9 protein-coding genes and 1 pseudogene are annotated in these 15,297 nt (G+C 70.3%); 9 read left to right on the forward strand and 1 reads right to left on the reverse strand.

What is annotated here, in order from left to right:
- Positions 1 to 328: 328 nt before the first annotated feature.
- From QHF89_RS36065 to QHF89_RS36080, 5 genes and pseudogenes are all read left to right on the forward strand, one after another.
- Positions 329 to 1,132, forward strand: a complete 804-nt coding sequence (locus QHF89_RS36065; protein ID WP_136972114.1) for a hypothetical protein — start codon at positions 329 to 331, stop codon at positions 1,130 to 1,132.
- A 66-nt stretch (positions 1,133 to 1,198) separates the two neighbouring features.
- Complete coding sequence (locus tag QHF89_RS36070; RefSeq protein ID WP_136972113.1) at positions 1,199 to 1,993, forward strand: hypothetical protein; 795 nt, start codon at positions 1,199 to 1,201, stop codon at positions 1,991 to 1,993.
- 27 nt (positions 1,994 to 2,020) lie between these two features.
- Positions 2,021 to 2,218, forward strand: a pseudogene (locus QHF89_RS50260) (two-component regulator propeller domain-containing protein); the annotation flags it as partial.
- A 322-nt stretch (positions 2,219 to 2,540) separates the two neighbouring features.
- On the forward strand, positions 2,541 to 4,025 hold the full coding sequence (locus QHF89_RS36075) for an RCC1 domain-containing protein (RefSeq protein WP_136972111.1): 1,485 nt from the start codon (positions 2,541 to 2,543) through the stop codon (positions 4,023 to 4,025).
- Positions 4,026 to 4,471: 446 nt separating this feature from the next.
- Positions 4,472 to 4,837, forward strand: coding sequence for a hypothetical protein (locus QHF89_RS36080; protein ID WP_136972110.1), 366 nt, complete (start codon positions 4,472 to 4,474; stop codon positions 4,835 to 4,837).
- Here QHF89_RS36080 and QHF89_RS36085 read toward each other — a convergent pair.
- Positions 4,764 to 6,242: a VCBS repeat-containing protein gene (locus QHF89_RS36085; protein WP_284721367.1), complete on the reverse strand. Its 1,479-nt coding sequence runs from the start codon at positions 6,240 to 6,242 to the stop codon at positions 4,764 to 4,766. The two genes, QHF89_RS36080 and QHF89_RS36085, sit on opposite strands and share 74 nt — an antisense overlap.
- A gap of 117 nt (positions 6,243 to 6,359) precedes the next feature.
- Here QHF89_RS36085 and QHF89_RS36090 point away from each other — a divergent pair, with 117 nt between their 5' ends.
- The 4 genes from QHF89_RS36090 to QHF89_RS36105 all read left to right on the forward strand — a co-directional run bounded on the left by QHF89_RS36090 (position 6,360) and on the right by QHF89_RS36105 (position 15,204).
- Positions 6,360 to 9,188 carry a winged helix-turn-helix domain-containing protein gene (locus tag QHF89_RS36090; RefSeq protein WP_136972108.1) on the forward strand — a complete coding sequence of 943 codons (2,829 nt, stop codon included), beginning with the start codon at positions 6,360 to 6,362 and terminating at the stop codon, positions 9,186 to 9,188.
- Positions 9,189 to 9,409: 221 nt separating this feature from the next.
- A complete protein-coding gene (locus QHF89_RS36095) occupies positions 9,410 to 10,141 on the forward strand; it encodes an ImuA family protein (protein WP_136972107.1) in 732 nt (243 codons plus the stop codon).
- 21 nt (positions 10,142 to 10,162) lie between these two features.
- Positions 10,163 to 11,992 carry a DNA polymerase Y family protein gene (locus QHF89_RS36100; protein WP_284721368.1) on the forward strand — a complete coding sequence of 610 codons (1,830 nt, stop codon included), beginning with the start codon at positions 10,163 to 10,165 and terminating at the stop codon, positions 11,990 to 11,992.
- The gene (locus QHF89_RS36105; RefSeq protein ID WP_136972105.1) at positions 11,989 to 15,204 is read left to right on the forward strand and encodes an error-prone DNA polymerase; all 3,216 of its coding nucleotides are present in this window, start codon (positions 11,989 to 11,991) and stop codon (positions 15,202 to 15,204) included. Before QHF89_RS36100 ends, QHF89_RS36105 begins: the two co-directional genes overlap by 4 nt.
- Positions 15,205 to 15,297 lie beyond the last annotated feature (93 nt).

Below are 15,297 nucleotides of genomic sequence, written 5' to 3' on the forward strand. Positions count from 1 at the left end.
AGCGCGGGCAGCGAGCGAAATCTGATTGTATACGGCTCCCGCCGGCTCCCGCCGCCCCGGTCATCGTCATGGGATGCTCGGTTCCCGGGCGCATCGTGAGCCCCCCTGGTTTGCTTTCCCTTGCCGCTCAGCCGCTCAACGTGCGATTCGGTCCTCCATGCAAGCATTGAGGAGACGCCGCTGGGCAATGCTGGGCGTGCTGGGGTTGGGCTTCGGTGGGGCAGCGATGGTGGGTGCGTGCGGGGGGCCTCTCGATCCGGGGTCTGCCGATTCGTGCCCTGCTCCAGCCGAGACCCCGACCGACACGTCAACCGAATGCGCGGAGCCGATGCCCGAGCCGTGCAAGCTTTACCGCATCCCGCTCGATGGTAACCCGGGCACGGACGTCGCGCTGCGGAGCAAATACATCGCCGCATTCGGCAGCGCTTGTTACGTGTCCGAGGCTGGCACGTTCGACTGCTTCTACAAGACGTGGGAGGCCGCGTGTGCCGATGCCGTGAAGATCGGAGAGGCGTCGGGAAATGCGCCGTACGACAAGGGCTACGAGTGCGAGCCCGTCGGCAACGGTAACTACACGCTGCAGGTCGGCTCGGATGTCGCGAACAAGATCACGATCTCCTACGATGACGCGCCGCTACAGTCGTCGCTCATCGAGATCAAGGGCATTCCGACGGAGGTGCGCGGTCCGTACCGGAACTTGGTCGAGGTGACGACCATCAAGCCGGACAAAGGCTTCTACTGCTCCAGCGGCCAAGTCGGAGACGACGGCATGACCCTCAACCAGAGGGAGTGGGTCCTAGAGGTCAACCGCAAGGCGCACGGTGGCGAGATCCATTCCGATCTCGCGGGCTTCACGTGGCCTTGTGTGGATGAGAACTGCAAGCCAACGACTTGCACCGAGAAGCTCGTCCTCCTGGATGAGGATGATGGCAAGACGCCTCGATACGACCCCGATCGCGCGGAGGTGCACCACGTGGTGCCCAGGAAGGATCTGCGCGGTTGCCGGTGGGGCACGAACGCGTACAAGAACGCGGCCGTCATCTCGGCGAGGCTCAACCAACATCTCCGCAACAAGGTCCCGCCGGAAAAAGAGGTGGTGCAGCTCAACAAGGTTCCGCCGTACACGCCGTGACGCGGCCGGCGGACACAGGCGGCGGGCACGTTGACGCCGAGACCAACGGGGTGTAGCCGAGGCACCATGATCGAACGGGTCACCCCTCGTTTCGGACGCCTCGTCTTCGATCGAGACGCCATCGTCCGCGCCGCGTTGCGCGCGTACGTTGAAAGCTACCTGAAGCGGATCGCGCGTTTTTGGTATCCAGCTTCCGACGGCATGGAGTGGACGGGCGACCCGAAGCGCGGCGCCATATACAACAACGACGGAGAGGGAAACTACGAGGTCGTGGCGTGGACCGAGGCAGGCGTCGTCGGCCTCGCGTGCGAGCTCGGGTGCGGGTCGATCGAGCAGCTCGGCCTCTCGCTCGATGCGGTGACCGGCGGCCCGGACGACGTGCGCGGGGCCGTGCCAGGGCTCCCCGCCGAGCTCGAGCCCGCGTTCGTGATGGCCGTCGGTTGGCTCTACGTGGGGGACGAGCATGGGGAGAGGCGGGCGGGCGTGGGCTTCTGGCTCCACGGCGATCGCGTCGGCGGCACGCTCTTCGACGATCCAATGCCCCACGGCGCCGTCCGGCTGGCCGCGTGGGGCTTGCTCCACAACGGGCGGCTCTTGCCGCTGTCGTGTGAGTCGTATCGTCCACGCCCCGGGTGGATCGTGACGAACCACGACCGCCCGCAAGACGCCCCCGCCCACGCGGTCATCGACGCAGTGACCGACCGCGCGCTGAAAGGCCCCACGGAGTTCACGCCCGCCGAGCTCGATACGCTCCTTCTCCCCACGCCCAAGCCGGAGCGCGTGCTCGGCGCTCAGCGCAGGCTTCGGAAGGTGGGCATCACCTGGCCCGGCTCGCCCGAGATCCCCGAGGCGCCGACATAACGGGCCAACCCCTTTTCCTGCTGCACCATGGTCCGCGTGCCCCGTCGCCTCGTCGCCGTCCTCGCCATCGCGCTCGTGGCCACCTCCGCGCGCACGTCCACCGCAGCCACCGACATCCGGACCCGCGGCGTGCCTTGGATCCGCACGTTCGGCCTGGAGGACGGTATCCCGCAGAGCACCATCTATGCCATCGCCTTCGATGCCGCGGGCCGGCTGTGGATCGGCACGCAGGGCGGGGTCGCCTCCTACGACGGGCGCCGCTTCACGCCGCTGTCGCTACCGCCCGAACAGGCGTCGAGCTGGGTGCAGTCGATCACCGGGACACGCGACGGGGCCGTTTGGCTCGGGATGTACACCGGCCACATCCTCCGTTATGCGGAGGGCCGCTTCACCCGCTTCGGGTCCGGGGAAGGCCTCACGGCCGAGCGGGCGTCGATATCCTGCTTATTCACCAAAGCCCGTGATGTGAAAAGCGACATGAGGTACGGCAGTGCCGTAAGCAGCGAGACATCCTCGTTGGCAACACACCATTACAAGGACTGCTACGATGTCTACGAAACGCTACACGGTCACTGTGATCACCGGCACCAAACAGCATGCCGACACCCGCGCCAGGGCCCACATCACCCTCGAGGGCGCCCTCGGCGCCACCCCCGAGCAGAATCTCGCGGGCGATTTCGGAGCCGGCACGACCCGTCGATTCCCTATCGAGTCTCCGGATCTGGGAAATCTGCAGACCGTCACCATTCGCCACGATAACACCGGCGACGCCCCGGCCTGGTTCCTGGACAAGGTGCTGATCAAGGACGAGGCGACCGGCGCAGAGTGGATCTTCCGCTGCGGCGCGTGGCTGTCGCAGGACGGCGGGCTGTCCCGGACCCTCACCGGCGAGCTTCTCAAGCCGGGCGCCGAAGTGACGCCCACGCTGTCGGTGGACTGGGCCTGGGGGGCCAACAACTGGAAGCAGGCGGATGGCGACGCGGAAGGGCTCCGCAACAAGCCAGTGACGCTGTCGCACCTCACCGATAACGGCGTCCGGGCCCTGGCGTCCGGCGGCTGGCACAACCTGGCGCTGATGGAGAATGGCACCATGCAGGCGTGGGGCGCCAACAACTTCGGCCAGCTCGGCGACGACACCACGACCACCCCGACCAAGGCGGTGGAGGTCTCGCACCTCAGCAAGCTCGGGCTGCGCGCCAAAGCCATCAGCGCCGGCACCTGGCAATGCCTGGCGCTGCTCGAGGATGGCACCGTGCGGGCCTGGGGGCGCAATGACTATGGCCAGCTCGGCATCGGCAGCGTCGGCATCCACGGCGCCGGTGAGGTGGTCGGGCTGCGCGGGGTCAAGGCCATCGCGGCCGGCGGCTGGCACGGCCTGGCCTTGCTGGAGAACGGCGAGATCTGGGCCTGGGGCTACGACGGCAACGGCCAGCTCGGCAACGCCACCACCACCAGCACCACCAGCAAGCCCGTGCCGGTGAAGATCTCGGATTTCGGCGGCGCCAAGGTCAAGGCCATCTCGGCCGGCTGGCGGCACAGCCTGGCGCTGCTCGAGGACGGCACGGTGTGGGCCTGGGGGCAGAACAACTTCGGCCAGGTCGGCAATGGCACCCTGAGCGCCAGCATTGACACGCCGGTGAAGGTTTTGAACCTCACCGGGGTCAAGGCCATTGCGGCCAGCACCAACGCCGACTTCGACGAGAGCTACAGCATGGCGCTGCGGGAGGATGGTACGGTATGGGTCTGGGGCCTCAACAACTGGGGCCAGCTTGGCAACCGCCCGACCGTCGGGTACAGCGCCACGCCGGAGAGGGCGTTCGACCTCACCGGCGTCACGGCCATCGCCGCCGGCGGCTGGCACGCCCTCGTGCTGCTACGGGATGGCACGGTGCGGACGTGGGGCGCCAACAACTGGGGCCAGCTCGGCGACGGTACGCAGCTCACCACCAAAGACAAGCTGGTGCAGTTGGCGGAGCTCACCGACATCAAGGCCATCTCCGCCGGCGGCTGGCACTGCGTGGCGGCCCGCTGACCACGCGCTCGATCGCGCGCGGACGGGTCTCTATTGTTTGACGCTCCAGGCGCGCACCTCTGCGTGCGCCTGCCGCGGTGGATGCCGCGTCGAAGCGTGGGCGCGTAGATCCGACCTCGACGACGTGCCGGGCACGTGCGCCGCGACAGGGGGAGCGCCGAAGGGCAAGGCCACGAAGGACGTGACCAAAGCCGTCACCATCTGCTGTCTCTATCCGTTTTACCTTATCAACTGATACCCACCTCGGGTACGACACTCTCCCACAAATTGACAACGGTCGCGTTACCTCGCGCCCGCTGGCGCATTGTTTGTCTTTGAGGGGACGAGCATCTCGCTCCCTTCACAAGACACAAGCGACCCGCAGAAGGGGGCGAAGGGGAATGCTTCTCTGGGCGAGCACTTCCCTTCGTCCTCTCCTGGGCCTTTTGAAACAGGAGGTAAGCAACATGCCCAGAAAGAAGACGCAGAAAGATGAGATGGTCGTTCCCGCGTCGTCCGAACCTGTGGAATTGTCCACGGCGTTCGCCCTCGCCAGCGACGGAAAGCTGTACTTCGCGTTCGAGAGCGCCCCGCCGCCAGACCGTCCGCTGTTCGTGGGCTATTCCCTGCATGCCGACGAAGCCATGAAGCTGGGCGCGGCGGGATTGCTCGGGTGGGCGATGCTGCACAAACTCGCGCTCGGGAGCGACGGGTGCGTTTATGTGATGGTCGTCTACACGGGGGCGCCGAAGCGTCACGTCAGGGCGTGCAATGCAACGCCATCACCTGCCCGGCGCCCTCATGACCGTCGAAGGGCGCTCCCGGCGCGCTGACGGCGATTTCTCCCTTGCCGTCGCCGTCGAGATCCCCGAGCAACGCGACGCCGCTCCCGAAGCCATACACGCCGATGTTGTCCGGGGGGAGCGCGTGCACCACGTCGATGAGCACGGCGCCGTCCTTCCCGCTCAGCACAGCGACGCGCCCGGTCATGCCGAGCACGATGATGTCCATGCTGACGCCGTTCGCACCGACGATGACGTCGGGCACGCCATCGCCGTTCACGTCGTCCGCAGACGCGAAGGCCACACCCAAATGGTCATCGGCCCGGTCTCCCTTGCTCGTCCACAACACGTCGCCGGTTCGCCCGTCCAGCGCGACCACCTTCCCACCATTCGGCACGAGCGAGGCGTGGTTGTGCGCGCCCACGATCACGTCGGGGTATCCATCTGCGTTCACGTCGCCGTGGCTCGCGAGGGGATTGCCTATCAAATCCGGCGCGCCCCCCTGGCTGCCCGCTTCGCCCACGTGGGTCCACAGAGGGTCTCCCGCGAGAGAGCCGATCGCTTGCACGCGCCCCTTGAAGAAGTCCGCGTACACGTCGCCGACCAAAAGCTCACGCAGGCCGTCGCCGTCGGCGTCGGGCACCGTCGCGAGATTGCCTCCATAAAGCGGGCTCGCCTGGGCAGGCGTCGGCGGCTTCGTGAACACCGACGCATCCGCGCCCGAAGAGAGCTCCACCCAGCCCGGGAGCTGCTGGCTGCCCCCGGAGCTGCCCACGAAAAAGTCCGGCGTGCCGTCGCCATTGCGATCCTCCGCGAGCGTGATGCCATGACCAAAGCCATCCGCGGCCGGCGTTCCTTGGCCCAGGCGCGTGAACCGCTCCCCGAACCCCTTGGGCGAGAAGACACGGACATTCGTGGCGCACGCGAGGGGGCTCGACGAGGAACCCCCGGAGGAACCCCCGCCGTCGTCCTCGCAGACGCGCTCGTGGGCGGCGACCTCCTCGACGCCGTCGCCGTCGAAATCACCGCCCACGGCCCGCAGGTAGGCGTTGCTCCCGAGGACGATTTCGTCGAGCCGCGTCCCATCCTTGCCCGAGAGGACGACCAGGGCCGTGGCTTTGCCTTGCTTGCGGGTCACGACGAGATCCCGAAGGCCGTCGCCGTCGACATCCCCGACGCCGACGACGTTTTGGCCGAGCCCTTCCGAGGTCGTTTTCCCACCGGCGATCCACAGGATCTCGCAAGAACCAGCGCGCGGCTCGAGGAGCAAGGCATTGTCTTCTCCGCCTCCCGCACCGCCTTCGCCCCCCATTCCGCCGGAGCCCCCCGTCCCGCCCGGATCGCCGGAGCTGCCCGGGTCATCCCCTCGATTGTTGCAGCCGCCCGCGACGAGCGCGAGCGCAAGTCCGACCATCACCGCGCGGCCTCGCCCCGTGAGATTCATCTTCGTTCGCATCTGTGCCATGCTCCTTAAGAACGCGGCCGCCATGACCGCTCGCCTTGAACATGCGCAGCGGGAGACCGAGCGACGACATAAACCGGGGCGCGCACGCGCGTTCTAAGGTCCTTTAAGGTGTCCCGATCGCGCGCTCCGATCGCGCTGCCCGCCAGCGCGCGCCTGCCCGAGCAAACGACGAGCTTCGTCGGGCGCGTGAGAGAGCTGCGCCGGATCGGCGCGCTCTTTCGCGAAGGCGCCCGGCTCGTCTCGGTGCTCGGGCCCGCCGGGATCGGCAAGACGCGCCTCGCGCTCCGGTACGCGAGGCGCGCCCTCGCCGGCGGGCGGAGGGCCGTGGGGTGCGTGGATCTGTCGCGCGCGCGGGGCGCCGACGCGCTGCTCACGGCGCTCGCGCAGGCGCTCTCCCTTCAGGTCGGGCCGCGCGGCCCTTCGGTCGAGCTGATGACGGCGGAGCTCTCGGCGCGCGCGCCGCTGCTGCTCGTCCTCGATAACCTGGAGCAGGTGGACGGCGCAGGCGTCGCGCTCCTGTCTGCGCTCGCGGCAGGGGCGAAGGGCGTGCGCTGGCTCGTGACGTCGCGCGCGCCGCTGCGCATCCCGGAAGAAGTTCGCCTTCGCCTCGATCCCCTGCCGAGCCGCGCGGCGGCGCGCCTCTTCGAAGCGAGGTGCCGCGCCGCCGAGCCCGGCTTCGTGATCGGCGAAGGCAATCGGGGCGAGGTGGAGGCGCTCGTCGAGCGGCTCGATCGAAACCCGCTCGCCATCGAGCTGGCCGCCGCGAGGGCCGACGTCCTGACGCTCCCGCAGCTCCGCGCCCGGTTGACCCGCCGCTTCGAGCTCTTGAGGCCTCCCACAGGCGCCGCGCGCGCGCCGCGATCGCAGGAGACCCCCGCGATGGTGCGCGAGCGATCCTTGCTCGCTGCCCTGGATGGGTCCTGGGAGCTGCTCGACCCTCCCGAGCAGCGCGCGCTCGCGCGCTTGTCCGTGTTCGCGGGCGGCTTCGACCTCGATGCCGCCGAGGCGCTGCTCGCGGAAGGCGCGGCCGGACGGGCTCCCTTCACGCTCGACCTTCTGGAATCCCTGTGCGAGCAATCCCTCCTGAGCCGCGAGCGCGTGGCGCCGGAGGCAGAGGCTCGTTATCGCCTCGGGGAGAGCGTGCGCGATTATGCGGCCGCGCGCCTCGGCGATGGCCCGGAGCGCGCGGCCGCAGAGCTCGTGCACGCACGCTTTTATGTTTCGCTCGCCGAGCGATGGGCGCGCGGCGCCGTGGGGCCCGACGCGGACGATTGTTGTGCGAAGCTCCGGCGGGAGCGCGAAAACCTCCTCGCCATTCACGTGCGCCTCGCCGAGCGGGCGCCTTCCCTCGCGGTGCGCGCGGCGCTCGCGCTCGGCCCCGTGTTGATTGCGTCCTCTCCGCTGCGAGCGCGGCAGGAGATCTACGGCGCGAGCGCCGTCCTCGCCGAGCGCGCAGGAGACGCCGCGCTCACGGCGCGCGCAGCACTCGCGTGCGCCGAGCAGGAGCGATACCTGGGCGAGACGCGCGCGGCGCTCGCCCGCGTGGTGAAAGCGGCCGAGCTCGCGCGGGGGCTCGCGGACCCGACGCTCGAGGGCGAGGCCGCGCTCGTGCGCGCATACCTATGCTTCGACGCGACGGCGTTCGCGGACGCGGCGCAGCACGCCGAGAGGGCGCGCGCGAGCTTCCTCGCCGGGAGTGATCGGTACGGAGAAGCGCGCGCGCTGCACCTCCTGCTCGTGCTCGACGCGCACGGCTCGCAAAACCGCTCGCGCGAGCTCGCCGAGAGAGCCTTGCACCTGGTCCGCGAGGTCGGAGACCGGCGGCTCTTGCTCTCCACGATGGTGCATGTCGGGAGCCTTTCGGTGGAGCAAGGGCGGCACGCCGAAGCGCGCGTGGTCCTCGAGGAGGCGTTGTCCCGCTCACGCGTGGACGGCGCGAGCGAGGTCGAGTGCCGCGCGCTCGTCTACCTGAGCCTGCTCGAGAGTGATCTCGGCGATTTCGATCGCGGCGAGGCGCGGCTGCTCGAAGCGATGCCGCTCGCCCGGGAGCTCGGGCACAGGCTCGCCGAAGGCCTGGTGGTGGGATCCCTCGGCGTGGTGGAGCTCTTGCAGCGCCGCGTGGGCGAGGCGCGCGCGCACCTCCGCCGCGCGGCCTTGTTGCTGGAGGACGTGGGAAACCGCCATGCGCGCGCGACCTTCGTGGCGTTCGCCGGCGCCGCGGAGGCGCTCGAGGGCCGCGACGCCGACGCCCGGGCGTTTTTCCAGGTCGCGAGCGAGCTCGTGAGCCGTGCGGAGCCGCCGCAATGGGTGGCCGGGGTGCTGCATGTCCTCGGAGGTCTGCTCGAGGTCGCCGAGGCGCGGCGCGCGCGGGACCTGCGCGGAGACGACGAAGGCTGCAAGCGCCTCGCGCGGCGCGCGCACCGGCGCCTCGCGGACGTCGAGGCGGGCGCGCTGCGCGGTCGCGCAGAGGGCCGGCGCAAGGGGAGCCAGAGCCGAGCCGCGTCGCCCGCCGTTTCCTGGGCTGACATCCGGCTCGCCGCGCAGCTCTTGCGGACCGAGCTCGCGGCGCTCGAGGGCCCGCTTCCGGCGCCCTCGTCGACGCGCGCCGGAGCTGCCTCGACCCCGGAGGTGGCGGCCGACGGCTCGTGGTTCACGCCGGCCGGGGGGACGCCCGTGGATCTCGGCCGAAGGCCCGTGCTTCGGGCGATCCTGGCCCGGCTCGTGGAGCACCTGCGCCGGAGCCCCGGCGCGGCGCTGTCGCTCGCGGAGGTCTTCGCCAGCGCCTGGCCTGACGAGCGGCCTCGGCGCGGGGTCGCCGAGAACCGCGTGTACGTGGCGATCGCCACGCTGCGCTCGCTGGGCCTGCGTGACGTGCTCCGCACGCGCGACGACGGCTACCTGCTCGACCCGGGGCAGGTGATCCACGTCCGCGTGTGAGGCGGAGGCGGACGCGAACGCGGTGCGCGGCCCCTCTCGCCCGGTCTGTTCAGTGGTCCTTTCCTGATCCGTCGTCCGGGACACGAACCAGGATCCCGCGGGCCCGTTTCGGTCTTCCCCGGACAAGTTCACCGGTGATCGGACAGAGTACGTCCGTCACAGGCGCCCGGTTCGTGTCATCTTTCTTGGCCGGCGTTCAGGTACCTGGTAAGGTGTTCAGTATGCACCGCGCCGCCGCTGCCACGGTCCTCGCCACGGACGCCGACGCCCGCCACAAGGAGCTCTTCCAGAGCGCCCTCGTCCGTCCCGCGATCGAGGGCCTCTCCGGCCGCGCCAAGGCCCTGCCGCTCGGCCTGCACACCGTCGACGCGTCCTTGCCCGAAGGAGGCCTGCCCCGAGGCGCCGTGGTCGAGCTGGCGGCGCCCCAGGGCCTCGCCCGCTCGACGACGCTCGCCTTGTCCCTCTGCGCCTCCGCGCAAGCCGAGGCCCGCCTGCGCGGCGAGAGCGACACGCGTGGAGCGTGGTGCGCCTGGCTTGATCCTACACAAACGCTCTTCGCGCCCGCTCTCGCCCGCGCCGGGGTGGATCCCGACCGGCTGCTCGTCGTCCGGCCGGACCTCGACGACCTCGCCCGCGTCGCCGTCCGCGTCGCCGGCTGCCACGCCTTCTCCGTGGTCGTGGTCGACACGGCCGGCGTGCCCGGCTGCCGCGGCGAGACCCGGCTCGACCGATGGGTCACGATCGTGCGGCGCCTCGCCCTCGCCGTCGAAGGCAGCGACACGACCGTTCTTTTGCTCACGGACGCGGCCGCCTCCCGCGCGATGCCGCTGCCGGCCGCGATGCGCATCGAGCTCGAGCGGCTCGGCGAGGATCGGCTCGGCCTGCGGGTCGCCAAGGACCGGCGCGGCCGCGTGACGGGGGCGCAGTCGATCGAGCTTGGAAAGAGCGCATGATGGGCGCATGAGGTTCGGGTGATGGGCCGGCGAATCGTGGCGGTGGTCTTGCCGCAGCTCGGCTGCGAGCTCGTGCGGCAACGCGCCATTCCAACGCTTGGGGCTTCGGATCGCCTTCAGCGCCCTTCGCCCCAAACCCCAGAGGAGAGCCACGAAGGCGGCCCGCTCGCCGTCTTGTTCGCGAGGGGCAAACCCGACGGGGGAGGGGAGGCGCAGGATCGGGCGACGGCCGCGCTCGACCTCGTCGACGAGGTCGCGTGGCGGTACGGGATCCGCCCCGGCCAGCGCGTGGCCGAGGCACAAGCCACGCTCGCCGAGCTGACGATCCAGAGCGTCTCGTTCGCCGAGGTCGACACGGCGCTCGGCCGCGTGGCCGAGGTTTGTTTGAGCCTCGGGACGACCGCGGCCATTCGGCTGGCCCCCCCACATCCCGACGAAGACAAACGCCGCGGCCCCGCAGGCGACGCGCCCTTCGACACGGTCTTTCTCGACGTCACGGGCGCGGCGCACCTCGTGGGCGGCGAGGAAGCCCTGCTCGACGAGCTTTGCGAGCGCATCCACGCGCTCGGCCACAAGGTCCTTGCCGCGATCGCCGACGGCCCGCGCATCGCCCGCGCCCTCGCCCGGTTCGCCGCGAGCCCCGTGCTCGCGAATGGTTCGGTCAACGGTCAGGGGCTACGCTCGGACAAGCCGAGCTACGCCCCCGAACCCCCGCTCCTCGTCCGCAAAGCGCCCCACCCCACGGTCGTCGCCAAGCCCGGCGCGCGGGTCCTCGGCCCGCTGCCGCTCACGGCGCTGCCGCTCGATCCCGACACGGCCGCCTTTTTCGGGCGGCTCGGCATCTTCACGGTCGAGGCCCTGACGAAGCTCCCGCGCAGCGAGCTCACGCCGCGGCTCGGCCTGCGCGCCGCCGAGGTGCTCGATCTCGCCGCCGGCCGCGACGAGCTCCCGCTCGTCCCGTACGCGCCCCCGCGCACGATCGTCGAGGAGACGAGTTTTGAGGACCCGATCGCTACGGTCGAGCCGATCCTCTTCGTGCTCCGCGGCATGACCTCGCGCTTCGCGGCCCGCCTCGGCGCCCGCGGCGAGGCTTGCCTCTCGCTCGTGATCACGATCCCGCTCGACCGATCCATCGCGAGCCTGCGGGATCCCGCCCGCGAGCCCGTCCTTTCGCTCTCGATCGACCTGCCCTCACCGCTCTCCGACGCGGGCGACCTCCACCGCGCGCTCCGGGCCAAGCTGGAGCGCGCCGAGCTCTTCGCGCCGGCCGTCGGCGTTCACCTCGAGGTCTCGCAGATCGTCGAGGCGCGGCGTGTCCAGATCGACCTCTCGCGCGACAAGGCCGTTCGTCCGGACGCCCTCCCGGCCCTGCTCGCCGAGCTCTCGGCCGAGATCGGCCAGGACCGCGTGGGCCTGCTCGAAGCGACACACGCCCACAAGCCCGAGGCGCGCTCGAAGCTTGTCCCCGTCCGGGATCTCGACCAGAAGCGCGTCCCCGCCCAAGCAGGCGACCTCGATGCTGCCGAGGATCGCGACGTCCCCCTGCCCACGCGGCTCTTCGCGACGCCCGTCGCGATCGGCCGGATCACGAAGGGCGCGGTCGTCGCGATCGACAACCGGCTCTACGCCATCGAGTCCTTGCGGTTCGTGATGCGGCTCGACGGGGTCGAGTGGTGGACGAGCTCGGCGGCCTCGCGGGATTACGGGGTGGCCTGGCTCGTCCCGGGCGCCACGAGCGCGAAGGGCCCGGCGGGATCCAAGGCCGAGGGGGCGTCGCGGGCGGCCGGCCTCGCGTGGGTCTTCGTGGACCGGACGACCGGGGAAGGGTACCTCCAGGGCTGGTGCGAATGAACCGACGAAGGCCGGCCCTCTCCGTCGTCTCCGGTGGTGCCTCCGAGCCTTCGCCCGAAGGGCCCGCGGAAAAGCCCGCGTTCGCCGAGCTTTGCGCGCGCTCGGCCTTCTCGTTCCTCGAAGGCGCCTCGCAGCCCGAGGAGATGGTGCGGCGGGCGCACGAGCTGGGTTTGTCCTCGATAGCCATTGCCGATCGGGACGGCCTCTACGGCTCGGCGCGGGCGCACGCCGAGGCGAAGAAGCTCGGACAACCCTACATCGTCGGATCCGAGCTGACGCTGGAGAGGGAGGGCGAAAGGAGCGGCAGTGTTGTCCTCCTCGCCCAGGATCACGAGGGCTACTCGAACCTCTGCCGCCTGCTCACGCTCGCCCACGCGACACACGAGAAGGGCACGGCGGGCATCACGGTCGAGGACGTCGCGCAGGCGCACCGCGGCCTTTTCGCCCTCGTCCCCCTCGGGAGCCCCGCGCTCGCGACGGACGCCCTCCTCGGGCCGCTCCGCGACGCCTTTGCCGAGCGCGCCTTCCTCGCCACCTGGCGCCACCTCGACCGCGGCGACGCCCCGCGCCTCGAAGCCACCACGAAGGCCTCCGCCCGGTACGGCCTCGCCGTCCTCGCCACCGCGCGCCCCCTCTTCCACCACGGCGGCCGCAAGCCCCTCGCCGACGTCCTCACCTGCATCCGCCACAAGACCACGCTCGACCAGGCCGGCGCCCTCCTCGCCCCGAACGCCGAGGCCACCCTGCGCGGCGCCGCCTCGATGCGGAACCTCTTCCGCGACGAACCCGCCTGGGTCGGGCGCACCGTCGAGGTCGCCGAGGCCTGCCGCTTCTCCCTCGCCGAGATCCGCTACCACTTCCCGAGCGAGGGCCTCTGTTTGCCCGGCGAAACGCCGGACGACGCGCTCCGCCGCCTCACGTACGAGGGCGCGCGTGACCGTTACCCCGAGGGCACGCCGCCCCGCGTCGGAGCGCAGATCGAGAAGGAGCTCGATCTCATCAAGCTGCTCGACGTCGCCGCGTACTTCCTGAGCGTCCACCAGATCGTCTCGATCGCCCGGGAAAAACGCATCTTGTGCCAGGGGCGTGGCAGCGCGGCGAACAGCGCGGTCTGCTTCGTCCTCGGCGTCACAGCCGTTGATCCGGCGCGTTCGAGCCTGCTCTTCGAGCGTTTCCTCTCGCCCGAGCGGCGCGAGCCGCCGGACATCGACGTCGACTTCGAGCACGAGCGCCGCGAGGAGGTCATCCAGGCCATCTACGAGATGTACGGCCGCGACCGCTCCGCCATGGTCTCCGAGGTCATCTGCTACCGCGGCAAGAGTTCCTTGCGCGAGGTCGGCAAGGTCTTCGGGTTGACCACGGATCAGCTCGATCGGCTGAGCGGGCTCGCGCTCTACCACGAGGCCGACACGAGCGAGAAGAAGCTCGCCGAGCTCGGCTTCGACCCGAACGACGCGCGCCTGCGGCAGGTGATTTTCCTGGCGAACGCGCTCGAAGGCATGCCGCGGCACCTGTCGATCCACGTGGGGGGCTTCGTGCTCTCGGCCGCGCCGCTGCACCACGTCGCCCCGATCGAGCCCGCGCGTATGCCCGGCCGATCCGTCATCCCCTGGGACAAGGACGACCTCGACGAGCTCGGCTTCTTCAAGGTCGACATCCTCGCCCTCGGCATGCTCACCGCGATCCGCAAGACGCTCGCGATGGTCCATGAGCGAACGCGCCCCGACGAACCCTTCGACCCGATCGACGCGCTCGCCCGCATCCCGGCCGAGGATCCCGCTGTCTACCAGGCGATCCAGCGCGCGGACACGGTGGGCGTCTTCCAGATCGAGAGCCGCGCGCAGATGTCGATGCTGCCGCGCCTCAAGCCGAAGACGTTTTACGACCTCGTGATCGAGGTCGCGATCGTGCGACCGGGCCCGATCCAGGGCGGCATGGTGCACCCGTACCTGCGGCGCCGCACGGGGCAGGAGGCGCCGATCTCGCCGCACCCTTGCCTCGACGGGATCCTCGCGCGCACGCTCGGCGTCCCGCTCTTTCAGGAGCAGGTCATGCAGATCGCGATGGTCGGCGCGGGCTACACGCCCGGCGAGGCCGATCAGCTCCGGCGCGACATGGCCGCGTGGAAAAAACACGGAAGGCTCTCGCGGCACCGCGAGCGGCTCCTGCGCGGCTTCTCCGAGAAGGGCATCTCGGCTCGCTTCGCCGAGCAGCTCTACCTGCAGATCCACGGCTTCGGCGAGTACGGCTTCCCCGAGTCCCACGCGGCGAGTTTTGCTCTCCTCGTCTACGCCTCCGCGTGGCTCAAGGTCCACCACGCGGCCGCGTTCACCTGCGCGCTCCTGAACTCCCAGCCGATGGGGTTTTACAGCCCGTCCTCCCTCGTCCAGGACGCGCAGCGGCACGGCGTGATCGTGCGGCCCGTGTGTGTCGTGTCGAGCGGCTGGGATCATTTCCTCGAAGACCCCGGCGTGATCCGGCTCGGGATGCGGCTCGTGAAGGGGTTTGGCTGGGGTGGGGCCGAGGGCGTGCTCCGGGCGCGCGCGGAGGCGCCGTTCACGGGCGTCGCGGACCTCGTGCGGCGCGCGGGCCTGCAGAAGAACGAGGTCGAGGCCCTCGCGGAGGCGGGCGCGCTCGAAGCGCTCGTCCCGAGCCGGCGCGAGGCGCTCTGGAGGGCGCGGGCGCCACGCCTGCCCGACGGCCTCTTCGCGAAGGTCCCGCTCGAAGAAGAGAAGGACGTGGGCCTGCCGAAGATGCGCGCTGCCGAGCAGCTCGTGCTCGACTACGGGCGGGTGGGTTTGTCCCTTCACGACCACCCCTTGCGGCACCTGCGCGCGCGGCTGGAGCAGGAGGGCACGGTGACGGCGGCCTCGATCAAGGAGCGGCGCGCGGGCGAAACGGTGCGCGTCGCGGGCCTCGTCGTGGGCCGGCAGCGCCCGGCCACGGCGAGCGGTGTCACGTTCGTCACGCTCGAAGACGAGACCGGCGTGGTCAACGTCATCGTGCGCAAGGACCTCTTCGAGGCGAGTTACGCGGCCGCGCGGTACGCGAAGATCATGGCCGTGCGGGGCCGGGTCGAGCGGCAGGGGGCCGGGGCCCCGGAGCCCGGGGCGTCGAGCTACGAGGTCGTTCACATCCTCGCCGAGGCCCTCGAGCGCCTCGACGCACCCGGAAAACGCGGCGTTCCCACGCGATCACGCGACTTTCACTGAGGCGCGCGAGGGGAATCGTTTGTGCACATACCGACCGGAACCTGCGCCTCCCCGGTCGCTTTTTGCTCGCCAGACCGGCCGCGACGCGGCAAA

Origin of the sequence: Polyangium sorediatum (genome assembly GCF_029946465.1) — a bacterium.
GTDB lineage: Bacteria > Myxococcota_A > Polyangia > Polyangiales > Polyangiaceae > Polyangium > Polyangium fumosum.